Raw genomic sequence first — 14,832 nt, forward strand, 5'->3', positions numbered from 1 at the left:
CGTCAAAAATCTCCGCAAAAGTCGGTTGATGCGGCTCCCCCTAGCCAACCGGCGGCGCGATTGCAATCTCGATATAAAGATTTCTTTATATGATGCGCCGAACGGCCTTCGCCGCGGGGTGGTCAAGGCCGTTTGAGCATCTCCGGTGTCAACGAGGACAACGCCATCCGCGCGCCTTCCGCCGATAGATGGTCGTCATCAATATAGAGCGACGTCCCGCCAATCATCGTCTCGCATCGCCCGGCATGGGCGATCCCGCAAAGGGCTCGGTCGGGGTACACGCGGATCAAGTCGGGATGCTGCCCCAGGCTGTCCAGCAGTGCGATCTCCGTCGCCTGACGCTTCTTGTACCGCGCATAGCTCGTAGTCGGACCGACGATCGGCAGGCCCAGCCGATCCAATTTCACGAGATAGTCCGGGGTGGACCAGCCGGCCTCGGGAATGGGATAGATCACGACCACCCGCTTGCCCGCGGCCAGCAGCCGAGCGACCGTGGTTCGATAGCCGTTGGCCAGTTGCTGCCGCTGTTGCTCACTCGGTGCCGTGATGCGCGGCCCGGATTCGACACCACCCTCGCCATTATCGAAATAACTGCCTTCGAGCGCCAGCGGCCAGCGCGCGGCGAGAATGACGGTGTCGATAGCCGGCGTGGCGATCAGCGATTTCACCGCGGCATGCGTGAACCCCACGCACGCCGCATCGCGGTTGGGCATGACCCCCACGCCGTCCGCCGGCGGACAATTGGGTCGAGCCAGGACGATACCCCTGCGACCGGCGATCGTCATCAACGCGTCGACGCCCGGCACCAACGCCTCGGCATGGGAATCGCCGAACAGGGCAACAGTCACCGGCCCGGGCTTTCCGACATGGCAAGGCGGTCGTGTGCCCGAAGCGTCGTTGCACGCCTCCAGCCGCTCCAGCCCCGCCTGCCGGGCCTCGGCAAGCGCCGCGATGCGCGGGGGCAATCGGCCAGGAAAGCCCGCGCCGAGCCAGCCGATCGCTCCGATCGTCGCCATGACCAGCGCGGCCGCTACCGTGGAAGCGAGAACGACTCGCTGGGTCAGGAACGACCGGCGCCGGAAGGGGCGCTCCACGAACCACCAGCTCAGCGCGGCGAGTGCCAGCGACAACAGCAGCAACCCGATCAGCGCCGGCGTTCCGGGCGTATTCAACGAGATCAGGCGCGCGAACGCGAGCACCGGCTGGTGCCAGAGATAAGCGCTGTACGAGATCAATCCGATCGCGACGAACGGGCGCGAGGCCAATATCCAGCCAATCACCGTGCGCGGCGTCGCGAAGGCGAGCAGCAGGACCGTCCCAACAACCGGCGGCAGTGCCCACGGCCAGGGAAAACCGCTCGTGTCGTCGAGCAGGAAGATCGGTACGACCACCAAAGCCGCGCCGATCAAAGCGAACAGATCGCTGGCCCTGCCCCGAGCGGCGAACGCATCGCGTCGCGATGGCCACAGACTCAATGCCGCGCCCGCCAGCAACTCCCATGCGCGCATCGGAATCAGGAAGAAATTGGCAGCAGGCGCGATATGCCCGGCCACCGCGCACAGTACGAGCGAGGCCAGCAGCGCGACGATGATTGCCGGTCGCAACGCCCGCCGTGCGAACCGAAAGATGAGATAAACGCAGGAGGGAAAGAGCAGGTAGAATTGCTCTTCGACGGCGAGACTCCACAAATGGAGCAGCGGTATCTGCCCACTATCGTCGGCGAAATACCCGCCCTCCAGCCGCCAGAAATAGAAATTGCCCGAGAATAAAGATGAGGCGAACAGGCTCTTCGAGAAAGCGGCCAGCGCGACCGGCGGCATGAACCACCACGCGAACGGCAGGCAGACGAGCAGGATGAACGTCAACGCCGGCATGATCCGGCGTGCCCGTCGTTCCCAGAACGTCGCGAGACTGAAGCGTCCCTCGCTGCATTGGCGGACGACGATGCCGGTGATCAGATACCCACTGATGACGAAGAAGATATCGACGCCGACATAGCCACCGGCAAAGAGCGAGAAGCCGGCGTGATGAAGCATAACCGACAGCACCGCGACGGCGCGAAGCCCGTCGATCTCCGGCCTGTACGCACCCGCGGTCTTGGGCCGATCGTCAACGCTCACGGCCTTCCCCGGCTACTCACGCGGATGCGCTTTCCCCAATTTCGTAGGGCATACGGTAAGTCAGTGACCCGCGCTAGTGCGCCGAAACTAACATTTTTTTCCGGCCCATGTCACATCCGTCAGCGCTGTCTCGTCAGGTCTGCGCAACCCTGATGAAAAGGACCGATCATGACCCCTCGCCTCAATCCCTATACCGCCGCTCCCGACATGGTTCAGGCGTTCCTGACGCTCTCGAACGCGGTCGCTGAAAGCGGGCTCGAAAAGCCGCTGCTCGAACTGGTCAAGATCCGCTCGTCGCAGATCAATGGCTGCGCCAATTGCATCAACATGCACACGTTCGAGGCGCGCCAAGCCGGCGAGACCGAGCAGCGCATCTATCTGACCTCGGCATGGCGCGAGGCGCCGTGCTATACCGACCGCGAGCGCGCGGCGCTGGGCTGGACCGAGGCGCTGACGCTGATCGCGGACAAGGGCGCGCCGGACGACGTCTATGCCGCGCTCGATGCGCAGTTCAGCAAGGAGGAGCAGATCAAGCTCACCATGATGATCAACGTGATCAACGGCTGGAACCGCCTGGCGGTCGCTTTCCACTTGTTCGAACCGAGCCTCGGGTGGAAAGCGTGAGCGACGCGGCTGCCCAATTCGACGCGCTGAGGCCCAAGCTGACGCGCGTCGCCTACCGCATGCTCGGCTCGGTCGCCGATGCCGAGGATGTGGTGCAGGATGCCTGGCTGCGCTGGGCCGACACCGATCGCGACGCCGTTCGCGTGCCGGAGGCGTTCCTGCGCCGCGTCGTCACGCGCTTGTGCCTCGATCAGCTCAAGTCGGCGCGTGCCCAGCGCGAGGAATATGTCGGTCCCTGGCTACCCGAGCCGGTGGTCGAGGCCGAGGAAGTGGAGGACGTCACTCTCCCCCTCATGCTCGCGCTCGAGCGGCTGTCGCCGCTCGAACGTGCGGCGTTCCTGCTCCACGACGTGTTCGGCGAGAGTTTCGACGATGTCGCGGAAAGCCTCGGCCGCGACCCAGCGGCCTGCCGCCAGCTCGCCAGCCGGGCCCGCGAGCATGTCCGGGCCGAAAAGCCGCGTTTTCCGGTCGAGCGCGAGCATGGCCTGGAAATCGCCCAAGCCTTCTTCGCGGCCACGCGCGGCGAAATCGGCGTGCTGGGCGCGATGCTGGCAGACGATGTGAGCCTCTACTCGGATGGCGGCGGCAAGCGGCCGGCAGCGGCACGCATCATGCTCGGGTCGGACGAGGTCACGCGAACTTATGCAGCGATCAAGCGTCTACTCCAGGGCCGTTTCGGCGAACTGATCCGCTTCGCCTGGATCAACGGCCTGCCCGGCTTCGTCACGCGCGAGGCCGACGGCGTGCTCCAGACCACCGCGCTGCTGATCGACGGCGGTAGGATCAAGGCGATCTACGTGATGCGCAACCCCGACAAGCTGCGCCACCTGGAAGGCGCGCTGCACTAGGCCCTAACGAGAATGCTCGCGGTGACGGTGCCATGGAGACGAAAGCCCAGGCTCTCGTAAAGCGCGATCGCGCCGACATTGCTGGCATAAGCATGGAGCCACGGCGTCTCGCCCCTCGCCAGCATGCGCTCCGCCACGACACGCATCAGCGCGCCGGCATAGCCGCGGCCGCGATGGTCGGGATGCGTGCAGACGCCACTGACCTCGCTCAGCCCTGGCATCTTCATCCGCTCGCCTGCCATCGCGATCAGCGCGCCGTCCTGCTTCACGCCGATGAAATCGCCGAGCCGGTTGGTGTGGGCAGCATAGGGGCCAGGCTGGGTCAGCATCGCGAGATCATACATTGCGGGCGCGTCGTCCTTGCCGAGCTCGACGATCTCGAACGCCGGGTCCTTCCCGGGGGCCAGTCTCTCGCAGATCATCTGCACGCATTCGGCTTGCCGCACGAAGCGCGTGTCGGGCGGCGCGGGCCAGTCCTCGCGCTCGACCATCCACAATTCGCCTTGTTCGGGCACCAGCGCGGCAAGCGCGGCGAGGCTTTCGGGCGAGCGATCGGCGGCCGCACCGAACACGCCATAATCGCGATCCATCCGCCGGGCGCGCGGGTCGCCTTCCGCGATTGCCGCCCAGCGCGTCGTCAACGCATTCCAGACCGGTCGGTCGAGTTGCTCATATCCCATATCGTGCGTGCTAGGCATCCTCCAGGCGGGCGCCAAGAGCGGACGACCGTCAGGCAGTTCCCGTCTGGCTCGCGAGCAAGCGCGGATCGATCCCGGCGCGTTCGAACCCCTCGGTCCAGCGGTCGTCCGCTTCGGTGTCGAACAACAGCCGCTCGTCACCCGCAATGTTGAACCAGCCATGGCGCAGCATCTCGCTATCGAGCTGCCCGGCGCCCCAGCCGGCATAGCCAAGCGCGACCAGCCAACGGCTTGGCCCCTGCCCCTCGGCGATCGCTTTCAATATGTCGATCGTGCCCGACAATGCCCAGCGCCCGGCGACCTCGATCGTGTCCTGCCCCGACCAATCGATCGAGTGGAGCACGAAACCGCGGCGCGGCTCGACCGGTCCGCCGAAATGGACGGGCGCGTCGGGTGCCTCGCCCGGCTCGATATCGAACTGGTCGAGCACGTCGTGCAGCCCGAGCCCGCCGATCGTCGCGCCGATGCCGATGCCGATCGCGCCTTCGGCATCGTGCCCGCACATCGCGATCACCGCATGCTCGAATCGCGGATCGCCGATGCCCGGCAATGCGAGAAGAAACTGTCCGGTCAGAAAAGGCGCCGCCGACTCCATCATCTGCAGTGTAAGCCGGTCGGACCGCTGCCGTCACGGCTTGAATTTCCCGGCAGCGATGCCAAGTGCCGGGCGCGCGGCGCGTTGATGCGCCTATGAGGAGAGAACGACATGACCATTGCCGTTGGCGACAAGCTTCCTTCCACCACCATCGTCAAGGCGACCGAGAATGGTCCCGAACAGGTCAGCTCGGACGATTTCTTCGCCGGCCGCAAGGTCGCGTTGGTCGCGGTTCCGGGCGCGTTCACCCCAACCTGCTCGGCGCGCCACCTGCCTGGCTTTCTCGAAAAGGCCGCGGACATCAAGGCCAAGGGCGTCGACGAAATCGCCTTCACGTCGGTCAACGACGCTTTCGTGATGGGCGCCTGGGGCAAGGCCAATGACGCCGCCGGTAAGATCACCATGCTGGCCGACGGCAATGCCGATTTCGCTAAGTCCGTCGGTCTCACGTTCGATGGCTCCAAGTTCGGCATGGGCGAGCGCAGCCAGCGTTATTCGATGATCGTCAACGATGGCGTCGTCGAAGAGCTCAACGTCGAAGCACCGGGCGAGTTCAAGGTCAGCTCGGCGGAACATCTGCTCGAACAGCTCTGATCGTCGCGTCATCGAAACAAACGGGCTTGCCGCCGGAACGCTAGGGGATAGCCCCGCGTTCTCGCGGCGTCCTGTTTTTGTGGAGATACCAATGGCCGACGACACCACCAACACTGCAGCACCCGCTGCGGATCCGTCGCTGATCGATAGTGCGATCAATACTGCGGAAAGCGCACTCGACACCGCGATCACCGAATCCAAATCGTTCCTGTCCAAGGCGCAGGAGACGCTGACCAGCGCGGCGGAAAGCGCGGTCGCCGCGGCCAAGGAGCATCCGATCGCGGCTGCCGGAATCGCCGCCGGTGCCGCTGCCGCGGTGGCGGGCGCCGCATTCGGCGCGTCGAAACTGATGTCGGATGACACTAACACGAGCGCTGGGTCGAAGGGCGCCAAGAAGAAAAGCTGACGCACCCGCGTAACGGCCACGACTTGCCAGCGTCATCCGACTGCTGAGGGCCTGCATTCGTTCCCGGCAACGGTCGTGACGGAGCGGATTTGGGCGCAGGGCTAGGAGCGAGGAGAGAGCGATGCCGAAGAGCATCGTGACCGACGAGTGACGCTGCCCTGCGCCCAAATCCGCCCGCCGCTTCGCGGTTGCCGTCACAAGCTCGCTGGTCGTCGTCGCTTGCTTGCGCGTAGCGCGGGCTACGCGACTGCGCTGCGCTCCTCGCCAACGAGCTTGTGACGGCAATCACGGCCATTGCCGGGAACGAATGCAGGCCCTATCCGCAGCGGATGACGCAGGCTTCCGATATCGTCGCCGAACTTGATCGGCTCTATTCCGCCTCGGTCGAACGTCTCCAGGACGCGCTGACGGCTTATCTCACCACCGGCAAGACGCCCGATCCCAAGTCGCGCACCGACGGCTCGTTCGCCTATCCCGAAATCCGCCTGATCTATCGCGGCGAACATGATCGCCCGACCCCGTTGCGCTCGTTCGGCCGGCTGTCGGAAGCTGGCGATTATCGCATCAGCGTTACCAAGCCGCGCATCTATGCCGATTATCTGACCGAACAGCTCACGCTGCTGATCGAGGATTACGACGTCGAGGTCTCGGCGGTCGCCGGGCGGCAGGAAATTCCCTTTCCCTATGTCCTCGACCCGAGCCACGCGCTCAACCTCGACGAAGTGTCGGCGGTAGAATTGGCGCGCTGGTTTCCGGCGACCGAACTCGCGCATATCGGCGACGAGATCGCTGATGGGCTGCCGACACCGGGCGAAGCGCGACCGCTCGCCTTGTTCGACGGCTTGCGCACCGATTTCAGCCTGGCGCGGCTGCGGCATTATACCGGCACGCCGCCCGAGCATGTTCAGCGCTACGTGCTGTTCACCAACTATCACCGCTATGTCGACGAATTCGTGCGCTGGGCGTTCGACCAGCTTGGCGAGGATAGCCGATTCACCGGTGTCTCGGGCGCCGGCGGCGTGCTGCTGCGCGCAGGCGACGATATCGAGGCGGTATTGGCGGATACCAGCGCTTGGCGGCGACACCAGATGCCGGCTTATCACCTGATGGCCGACGACCGCACCGGCATCACCCTGGTCAATATCGGCGTCGGTCCGTCGAACGCGAAGACGATCTGCGATCACCTCGCGGTGCTGCGCCCCGAGGCCTGGTTGATGATTGGCCATTGCGGCGGCCTCCGGCCCAGTCAGCGGATCGGCGACTATGTCCTCGCGCACGCTTATCTGCGCGACGACCATGTCCTCGACGACGTGCTACCGCCCGAAATCCCGGTGCCGGCGATCGCCGAGGTCCAGGTGGCGATGGCGCGCGCCGCCGAAAAGATCAGCGGCCAGTCGGGCGAAGAGCTCAAGCGCCGCCTGCGCACGGGCACGATCGTGACCACCGACGATCGCAATTGGGAATTGCGCTATACCAAGTCGGCGCTGCGCTTCTCGCTCAGCCGCGCGGTCGGGATCGACATGGAATCGGCGACGATCGCGGCGCAGGGTTACCGCTTCCGCGTTCCCTACGGCACCCTGCTCTGCGTCTCGGACAAGCCGCTCCATGGCGAGCTCAAACTGCCCGGCCAGGCCAACCGCTTCTACGAACGCGCGATCAACGAGCACATGCGGATCGGCATCCAGACCTGCGAGGAGCTTCGCCAGGAAGGCGCCAAGCTCCACAGCCGTAAATTGCGCGCGTTCAACGAGCCGCCATTCCGCTAATGCCACCCCCAACTGTCACGGGGCTATCACGACCCTGAAACAATCTGGTATGCGCGGACGTTAGCGACCAACGAGAACAGGGGATCAGCTCTCATGGCCACGACGCCGAAAAAGACAACTGCGAAGCCCGCCGCTGCGAAAGCGGCCGCCAAACCCAAGGCCGCGGCCAAGCCCAAGGCTGCTGCGGCGCCGAAGGCCACCGTGACGCCAACCCCCGAACCCGAGGTGAAGGCTGCGGCAGCGTCTAAGGCTCCTGCCAAGGCGGCAGCGAAGGCGCCGGCGACGGCTGCGGCGAAAGCGCCTGCCAAGGCGCCTGCCAAATCCAAGCCCGCGGCAAAGCCGAAGGCGACCGCGAAGCCCGTGGCCAAGGCAGCTGGGACAGCCGCTGCGACTACCCCTGCAACCTCCGTCAAGGTTGCCGCCGACAAGAAGGCAGCAGCCAAAGCGCCGGCGAAGCCCAAGGCGCCAGCCAAAGCGCCCGCAGCGCCTAAGGCAGCCGCGCCAAAGCCTGCCCCTGCTGCACCGACAGCCGCTTCACCCAAACCGGCGCCTGCTCCCGCCGCGCCAAGCCGCGCGGCAACAATCGCCAAGCGCGGCGGCATCGCAGCCGGCATCGCTGGTGCGATCGGTGCGGTGGCGGCACTGTTCACGTTGCGCGGCAGCAGCCGGAAGAGCGAGCCGAAGGATTCGGATTCCTGAAGTACGACGCCATGTTCAAACCTTCTCCCCTTGTGGGAGAAGGATAGCGTAGCTTGGCAGCTTGCTGCCTAGCGAAGCTTGGATGAGGGGAGCGGCGCTTCAGCGCCGCGCGACCGCGGCGCGGTCGCCCCCTCACCCCCCCACTCGGCTACGCCGAGCGGGCCCCTCCCTCTTCCACAAGGGGAGAGGGGTTACGCTCGTGGCAATGACAATTCACCATCCGCTCGGTTTCCCCTTGTTCTGCTCGTCGAGCCACTTCTTGAGCGGTGCGAAATAGTCGACCATCGCCTGACCCGAAATCTCCCGGCTGCCGGTGAACGCCTGCAGCGCGTCGGGCCAAGGCTTGGACTGGCCCATTTCGAGCATCTTCTGCAGCTTCGCGCCGACCTCCTTGTTGCCGTAGAACGAGCAACGATGGAGCGGTCCGGTCCAGCCAGCCTGCTTGCACGCTGCCTGGTAGAATTGGAACTGAAGCAATCGCGCCAGGAAATAGCGCATATACGGCGTGTTCGCCGGGATGTGGTATTTCGCGCCCGCGTCGAAGCGTGACGCATCGCGCGCGACCGGCGGCTTGATGCCCTGATATTGCAGCCGCAGCGCGTCCCAGGCCGACTGATATTGGTCGGGCTTGATCGAGCCGTTGAACACGCCCCAGCGCCATTTGTCGACCAACAGCCCGAACGGCAGGAATGCCACCTTGTCCATCGCCTGGCGCAGCAGCAGGCCGGTATCCTTGTCCGCGCTCGGCACGCGGGATTTGTCGAGCAGGCCGATCTGAACGAGGTAATTCGGCGTGATCGACAAGGCGACGAAATCGCCTATCGCTTCGTGGAAGCCGTCATTGGCGCCGTTCTCGTACAGGAACGGCTGGTTCATATAGGCGCGCTGATAATAGTTATGCCCAAGCTCGTGATGCACCGTCACGAAGTCGTCGGCATTGACCTTGGTGCACATCTTGATGCGCACGTCCTGCTTGTTGTCGATGTCCCAGGCCGAGGCATGGCACACAACCTCGCGATCGGCCGGCTTGACGATCATCGATCGCGCCCAGAACGTGTCGGGAAGCGGCGCGAAGCCCAGGGAGGAATAGAAGCCCTCCCCCGTCTTCACCATCTTGATCGGGTCGTATCCCTTGGCCTTGAGCAACGCCTCGGTATCGTAGCCGATATCGCCCGATCCCTTGGGCGCGACCACGTCGTAGATATTACCCCATTCCTGCGCCCACATATTGCCGAGCAGGTCGGCACGGATCGGACCGGTCTTGGGCTGGACGGCATCGCCATACTTCTCGTTGAGCTTCCACCGGACATAAGTGTGGAGCGAGAGGTAAAGCGGCTCGACCTGTTTCCACAGACGATCGGTCATCTTGGCGAAATCGTCGGGCGACATGTCGTAGCCCGACCGCCACATCGCGCCGACATCGGCATAGCCCAGTTCCTTGGCGCCCTGGTTCGAGATGTCGACCATATGCGCGTAGTCGGCCTTCATCGGCACGCCGACATTGTCGTTCCAGCTGACCCACATCTCCTTGAGTTTGGCCGGGTCGCGGGTCGTGCCCATCGCCGCTTCGATATCCGACCCGTTGATCGGCTTGCCATCGAGCGTGCCTTTGCCCTTGCCGTACTCCGACTGGAGTCGGGTCGCGATCGTCGACAGTTCGTCGGCCGCGCCCGGACGCGAGGGCGCTGGCAAGGTGATGCCGTTGCGGATCAGGTCGAGCTTGCGCCTGGTGTCGGGCGACAGACCCTGGACGTCGAGATATTTGGCCGCTTCGCCGGCATATTTCACAGCGAGTTCGGTCTGGCGGGCGCTAACCTCGGCCGCCATCGCGTCGGTATCGTCGGTGATGTAGGTCGCGTTGATCCAGCCGGCACGATTGGAGTCGATCGAGATGTCGGCCAGATCCTTTTCGGCTCTGGCGACGAATTTGTCGGCATCTGCCGCGGTCGCCGGGGCGTTCTTGTCGGGCGCGGTCGCGAGAACCACGGCACCAGAAAGAACCAGCGCGAGCGCAAGGCCCGACGCCATCGCGGTACGGATCATGTTCAACGACTCCCAGAACTTGTCGGAGCGACACTGATCCCGCCGGGAGCCCGCGGTCAAGCGGCGAGGAAATCGGCGATCGCCTGGCCGAGCTCGGTCTTGACCACCGCGCTCATATGATTGCCCGGCACTTCGACATAACGCGCATTGGGCAAGGCATCGGCGAGCGCGGCGGCGCTGCCATTGTCATCGTCGTCCACGCCGTTAACGCATAGCGTCGGCCAGGCGAACCGCTCGATCTGGTCGAGCGGCGTGCTCACGAACGTGTCGATCACCCCGAGCAGGGCCTGCGGATCGCCGCCGGTGGTTTTCAGGAACGCCTCGGCGAACCATTCGGGGCTGTTGCGCTCGTGCTTGCCGAGATTGGTCAGGATGTTGCGAAAATGGCCGCCACGCCGATCGGCCGCGGTCAGGCCGTCCAGCCCCATGCCCGAAAAGATCACGCGGCGTGGATCGGCGCCCGTTGCCAGCATCCGGCTGGTCGTGCGCGCCCCGAGCGAATAGCCACCAAGATCGTAATCGGTGAGGCCGAGATGCGCGATCAGCGCATGCCCGTCCTTGGTCAGTGCGTCCGGCGGATAGGCGGCGGGGTCGTGCGGCCGCGCGCTCGATCCATGGGCGCGCAAGTCGGGCATGATCACGCGGAACCCCCTGGCGGCGATGAGGTTGGCGTGGCCGTAGCGGATCCAGTTGGTCTCGGCGTCGGAGAAGAAACCGTGGATCAGGACGACCGGGCGCCCCTCTCCAACCTCTCGCCAGGCCATCCGCTGGCCGTCGAAACTGTCGAAATATTGCGGCTCAATCGGGGAGTTTGCCAACGCTGTTCATCCATTTGTCGACCAGAGGCTGATGCTCGTCGGTTCGCTTGGCGGGAAGCGTGCTGGTGTCAAGCCATGCCTCGTGCCAGCTCTCCTTGCCGAAATGGCTGGTCGGTTTGAATCGTCCCGGATCGTCGAAGCTGCCAACGGTCAAATCGAGGTTCTTGCCGTCGTCGAATTCGAACGTGAGCGGCGTTCCGCAGACCGAGCAGAAGCCGCGCTGCGCGAAGGGCGACGAGCGATAACGGTCCGGTTCGACTTCCCACGTCACTCCGGCTTTGGGCACGTTTCTAAACGCGATCGACACACCGCCAGTGGCGCGCTGGCACATGCGGCAATGGCATAAATAGGCATCATCGCCATCGATCTCAGCGACATAACGTATGCGGCCGCACTGACATCCGCCTGTCATCCTGTCCGTCACGATCTCCTCCTATGCTGCACTGCGCAAAAATTTTTGCGTCAGCTACTATTTTATATAAGCATACTCATTATATGCGTCGCCATGAGCGACTCACTCGGCTTCCTGATTAGCGATGTCTCGCGCCTGATGCGCCGTCGTTTCGACGAGCGCGCGCGCGAAGTCGGCGCGACCCGTGCGCAATGGCGCACCCTGACCACCCTCAGCCGCAACGAGGGCCTCAACCAGGGCGCGCTGGCCGACCTGCTCGAAGTCGAGCCGATCACGTTGTGCCGGATGATCGACCGACTCGAGGAATCGGGCCTGGTCGAGCGCCGTCGCGATCCCGCCGATCGCCGCGCCTGGCAATTGTTCCTGACCGACAAGTCCAAGCCGATCCTCGCCGACCTGCGTCGCATGGCCGACGACCTCTTCGTTCAAGTCCTGTCAGGCATGGGCGAATCGGAGCGAGCCGCGCTCGGCAAATCGCTCGAGCACATTCGCGCAAACCTCCTGACGCTCCCTTCTCCCCATACCACCGAGACCGCCCATGGCTGATGCCGATCCGAAAATAGAAACGAAGGGCGGAAAGATCGCCGCCGCCAACGTGATCGAAACCGTCGAGGCGCCGCCCCCTGGCGCCAAGAAGCGCAGCTGGCTGCGGATCGCGCTGATGGTCAGCGTGCCGCTGTTGATCGCGGCAGTGGCAGGCTATTTCTACCTGACCGGCGGCCGCTACCAGACCACCGACAACGCCTATATCTCGCAGGACATGATCTCGATCAGTCCCGACGTGTCGGGCCGGATCGTCCAGGTCAACGTCAAGGAGAACCAGCGCGTCAAAGCGGGCGACGTGCTGTTCGTGATCGATCCAGAGCCATATCGGATCGCGGTCGAACAGGCCAATGCCGCGATCGCCACTGCCCGGGTCGATGTATCGACCAAGGCGACCGACACAGGCAGCGCCGCAGCCGATATCCAGAGCGCGGACGCCGACATCTCGCTCGCCCAGGCTACCTATGATCGCCAGAACGCCTTGTGGAAGAAGGGCTTCACCACCAAGGCCGCGCTCGATGCCGCGCAACATGAGGTGCTGGCCGCCAAGGCACGTCTCGCCACCGCGCGCGCTGCGGCCAGCAAGGCGAAGGTCCAGCTCGGCAGCGGCGTCGCCGGATCGGGCATTCCTGCAGCGGTCCAGGCCGCAATGGCCGAGCGCGACAAGGCGATGATGAACCTGCAGCGCACCGTCGTTCGTGCACCCCATGACGGCATCGTCAGCCAGACCAGCCGCCTTCAGGTCGGCAACATCACCCCGTCGGGCGTTCCCGCGCTCAGCCTGGTGATCAGCGATACGCCGTGGGTGACCGCCAATTTCAAGGAAACCCAGCTCGGCAATATGCGCGTTGGACAGCCGGTCGAACTCAAGTTCGACGCCTATCCGGGCGTGAAATTGTGCGGCAAGGTGCAGAGCATCGGCGCCGGCACCGGTTCCGAATTCTCGATCCTGCCGGCGCAGAACGCCAACGGTAATTGGGTCAAGGTGACGCAGCGCGTGCCCGTCCGCATCGCCATCACCTGCAAGTCCGATCGCGCGCTGATCGCGGGGCTGTCGACCGACGTATCGGTCGATACCAAGCCCAATGGCTAGCGCGGCCGTTCCTGCATCTCCGGCGGCGGCGAGGCCTGCGCAGCCCGCGCTTAGCAAGCCATTGCTGGAGTCGAGCAACCGCCCGCTTCTGACCATCGGCGTCATGGGCGCGATGGTGATGCAGATCCTCGACACGACGATCGCCAACGTCGCGCTGCCGCACATGACGGCGGCGCTGGGCGCGACCACCGACACGATCACCTGGGTGCTGACCAGCTACATCGTCGCGACCGCGATCGCCCTGCCCGCGACCGGTTGGCTGAGCGACCGGCTGGGCAGCCGCAATCTGTTCCTGATCGCCGTCGCCGGCTTCGTCCTCGCCTCGGCTTTGTGCGGAACCGCCGTCAACTTGAGCGAGATGGTCGTGTTCCGCGCCTTCCAGGGCATTTTCGCCGCCTTCATCAACCCATTGTCGCAAACCGCGATGATCGACATCAACCCCAAGGAGCGCCAGGCCCAGGCCATGTCGGTTTGGGGAATGGGTGTGATGGTCGGCCCGATCCTTGGGCCAGTGCTCGGCGGCTATCTGACCGACAATTTCAACTGGCGCTGGGTGTTTTACGTCAACGTCCCAGTCGGCGCTTTGACCTTCGCTATCCTGTGGTTCCTGCTGCCGTCGCGGCCGAAGGCAACGCGCTCGTTCGATTTCACCGGTTTTGCGTTCGTCGGTCTGGCCGTCGCGAGTTTCCAGCTGATGCTCGATCGCGGCCAGAACCAGGATTGGTTCTCGAGCTGGGAAATCATCATCGAAGGCCTAATCGCGATCGCCGCGGCGTGGGTCGGGCTGATCCATCTCGCCACGGCCAAGAAGCCGTTGTTCGACCGGCATTTGTTCAAGAACCGCAATCTCGTGACGGCAATGTTCTTCATGATCATCATCGGCGTCTCGACCATGGCGCCGATGGCCCTGCTGCCGCCGATGCTCCAGCAATTGTTCGGCTATTCGGTGGTCCAGACAGGCATGATGATGGCACCGCGTGGCGTCGGCGTGCTGTTCACGATGTGGCTGGCCGGCCGGTTGATCGGCAAGGTCGATACGCGGATCGTCATCGCGGTCGGGCTGGTGTTGTTCGCCTGGTCGCTGCACACGATGGCGAGCTGGTCGCTCGAGATGGATTCCTGGCCGGTGGTCACGTCCGGCTTCATCCAGGGGCTCGGCATGGGTTTGGTGTTCATGCCGCTCAACAGCCTGGCCTTTGCGACGCTGGAGCAGCATTACCGCACCGACGGATCGAGTCTGCTCAACCTGATGCGGTCGATCGGCCAATCGGCGGGCATTTCGATGGTGACGGTGTTTCTGGCGCGCAACCAGCAGACCAGCCATGCCGATCTTGCCCAGCACATCACCGACCATGTCGTACCGGGGTTCAATCTCGGCCAGCTTTTCCAGCTCGGCGAAATGTCCGACGCCGTGTTCGGGATGGTCGACAACATGGTCAATCAGCAAGCCGCGATGATCGCCTATATCGACGATTTCTACCTGATGTCGTGGCTCACCATCGCGGTGCTACCGCTAGTCCTGCTGCTTCAGAAGCCCAAGGGCAAGGTCGAGGTGGTGCACGCCGAATAAGCG

The 14,832-nt window shown here is 64.3% G+C and carries 15 protein-coding genes; 9 read left to right on the forward strand and 6 right to left on the reverse strand.

Features of this window, described 5'->3' with window-relative positions; genetic code table 11:
• Positions 1–122: 122 nt before the first annotated feature.
• A complete protein-coding gene (locus SMA01S_RS11205; protein ID WP_066821687.1) occupies positions 123–2,120 on the reverse strand; it encodes an acyltransferase family protein in 1,998 nt (665 codons plus the stop codon).
• 168 nt (positions 2,121–2,288) lie between these two features.
• On the opposite strand from SMA01S_RS11205, the gene SMA01S_RS25000 reads away from it, so the two are divergent.
• Both SMA01S_RS25000 and SMA01S_RS11215 read left to right on the forward strand, forming a co-directional pair.
• On the forward strand, positions 2,289–2,744 hold the full coding sequence (locus tag SMA01S_RS25000) for a carboxymuconolactone decarboxylase family protein (RefSeq protein ID WP_066821690.1): 456 nt from the start codon (positions 2,289–2,291) through the stop codon (positions 2,742–2,744).
• A complete protein-coding gene (locus SMA01S_RS11215; RefSeq protein ID WP_218016880.1) occupies positions 2,741–3,592 on the forward strand; it encodes a sigma-70 family RNA polymerase sigma factor in 852 nt (283 codons plus the stop codon). Before SMA01S_RS25000 ends, SMA01S_RS11215 begins: the two co-directional genes overlap by 4 nt.
• Here the strand turns inward: SMA01S_RS11215 and SMA01S_RS11220 are convergent.
• Together SMA01S_RS11220 and SMA01S_RS11225 are read right to left on the reverse strand one after the other, a co-directional pair.
• Entirely contained in the window at positions 3,589–4,272 is a 684-nt protein-coding gene (locus tag SMA01S_RS11220) for a GNAT family N-acetyltransferase (RefSeq protein ID WP_066821695.1), read from the reverse strand. The two genes, SMA01S_RS11215 and SMA01S_RS11220, sit on opposite strands and share 4 nt — an antisense overlap.
• Positions 4,273–4,321: 49 nt before the next feature.
• Positions 4,322–4,885, reverse strand: a complete 564-nt coding sequence (locus SMA01S_RS11225) for a YqgE/AlgH family protein (protein WP_066821697.1) — start codon at positions 4,883–4,885, stop codon at positions 4,322–4,324.
• A gap of 111 nt (positions 4,886–4,996) precedes the next feature.
• Between SMA01S_RS11225 and SMA01S_RS11230 the strand changes: the two genes are divergently transcribed.
• The 4 genes from SMA01S_RS11230 to SMA01S_RS24930 all read left to right on the forward strand — a co-directional run bounded on the left by SMA01S_RS11230 (position 4,997) and on the right by SMA01S_RS24930 (position 8,350).
• On the forward strand, positions 4,997–5,479 hold the full coding sequence (locus tag SMA01S_RS11230; RefSeq protein ID WP_066821699.1) for a peroxiredoxin: 483 nt from the start codon (positions 4,997–4,999) through the stop codon (positions 5,477–5,479).
• Positions 5,480–5,570: 91 nt separating this feature from the next.
• A complete protein-coding gene (locus SMA01S_RS11235) occupies positions 5,571–5,885 on the forward strand; it encodes a hypothetical protein (protein WP_084250249.1) in 315 nt (104 codons plus the stop codon).
• 329 nt (positions 5,886–6,214) lie between these two features.
• Entirely contained in the window at positions 6,215–7,651 is a 1,437-nt protein-coding gene (locus SMA01S_RS11240) for an AMP nucleosidase (RefSeq protein ID WP_066821701.1), read from the forward strand.
• Between the two features lie 93 nt (positions 7,652–7,744).
• Complete coding sequence (locus SMA01S_RS24930; RefSeq protein ID WP_174543118.1) at positions 7,745–8,350, forward strand: hypothetical protein; 606 nt, start codon at positions 7,745–7,747, stop codon at positions 8,348–8,350.
• A 213-nt stretch (positions 8,351–8,563) separates the two neighbouring features.
• On the opposite strand, the gene SMA01S_RS11250 is transcribed toward SMA01S_RS24930, so the two are convergent.
• The 3 genes from SMA01S_RS11250 to SMA01S_RS11260 are packed head-to-tail and all read right to left on the reverse strand — an operon-like array spanning position 8,564 to position 11,635.
• Positions 8,564–10,393 (reverse strand): M2 family metallopeptidase, encoded by a 1,830-nt coding sequence (locus SMA01S_RS11250; RefSeq protein WP_066821707.1) that lies wholly within the window; start codon positions 10,391–10,393, stop codon positions 8,564–8,566.
• Positions 10,394–10,449: 56 nt separating this feature from the next.
• Entirely contained in the window at positions 10,450–11,211 is a 762-nt protein-coding gene (locus SMA01S_RS11255) for an alpha/beta fold hydrolase (protein ID WP_066821710.1), read from the reverse strand.
• Positions 11,192–11,635, reverse strand: a complete 444-nt coding sequence (locus SMA01S_RS11260; protein ID WP_066821712.1) for a GFA family protein — start codon at positions 11,633–11,635, stop codon at positions 11,192–11,194. Before SMA01S_RS11260 ends, SMA01S_RS11255 begins: the two co-directional genes overlap by 20 nt.
• 81 nt (positions 11,636–11,716) lie before the next feature.
• Here SMA01S_RS11260 and SMA01S_RS11265 point away from each other — a divergent pair, with 81 nt between their 5' ends.
• From SMA01S_RS11265 to SMA01S_RS11275, 3 genes are read left to right on the forward strand one after another with little or no spacing between them, the layout of a single operon-like run.
• Positions 11,717–12,169 (forward strand): MarR family winged helix-turn-helix transcriptional regulator, encoded by a 453-nt coding sequence (locus tag SMA01S_RS11265; protein ID WP_066821714.1) that lies wholly within the window; start codon positions 11,717–11,719, stop codon positions 12,167–12,169.
• Positions 12,162–13,259, forward strand: coding sequence for an HlyD family secretion protein (locus tag SMA01S_RS11270; protein WP_066821716.1), 1,098 nt, complete (start codon positions 12,162–12,164; stop codon positions 13,257–13,259). The genes SMA01S_RS11265 and SMA01S_RS11270 overlap by 8 nt, the downstream gene beginning before the upstream one ends.
• The gene (locus SMA01S_RS11275) at positions 13,252–14,829 is read left to right on the forward strand and encodes a DHA2 family efflux MFS transporter permease subunit (protein ID WP_066821718.1); all 1,578 of its coding nucleotides are present in this window, start codon (positions 13,252–13,254) and stop codon (positions 14,827–14,829) included. Before SMA01S_RS11270 ends, SMA01S_RS11275 begins: the two co-directional genes overlap by 8 nt.
• The last annotated feature ends 3 nt before the right edge of the window (positions 14,830–14,832 follow it).

It is taken from the genome of Sphingomonas mali NBRC 15500 (assembly GCF_001598415.1).
Lineage (GTDB): Bacteria > Pseudomonadota > Alphaproteobacteria > Sphingomonadales > Sphingomonadaceae > Sphingomonas > Sphingomonas mali.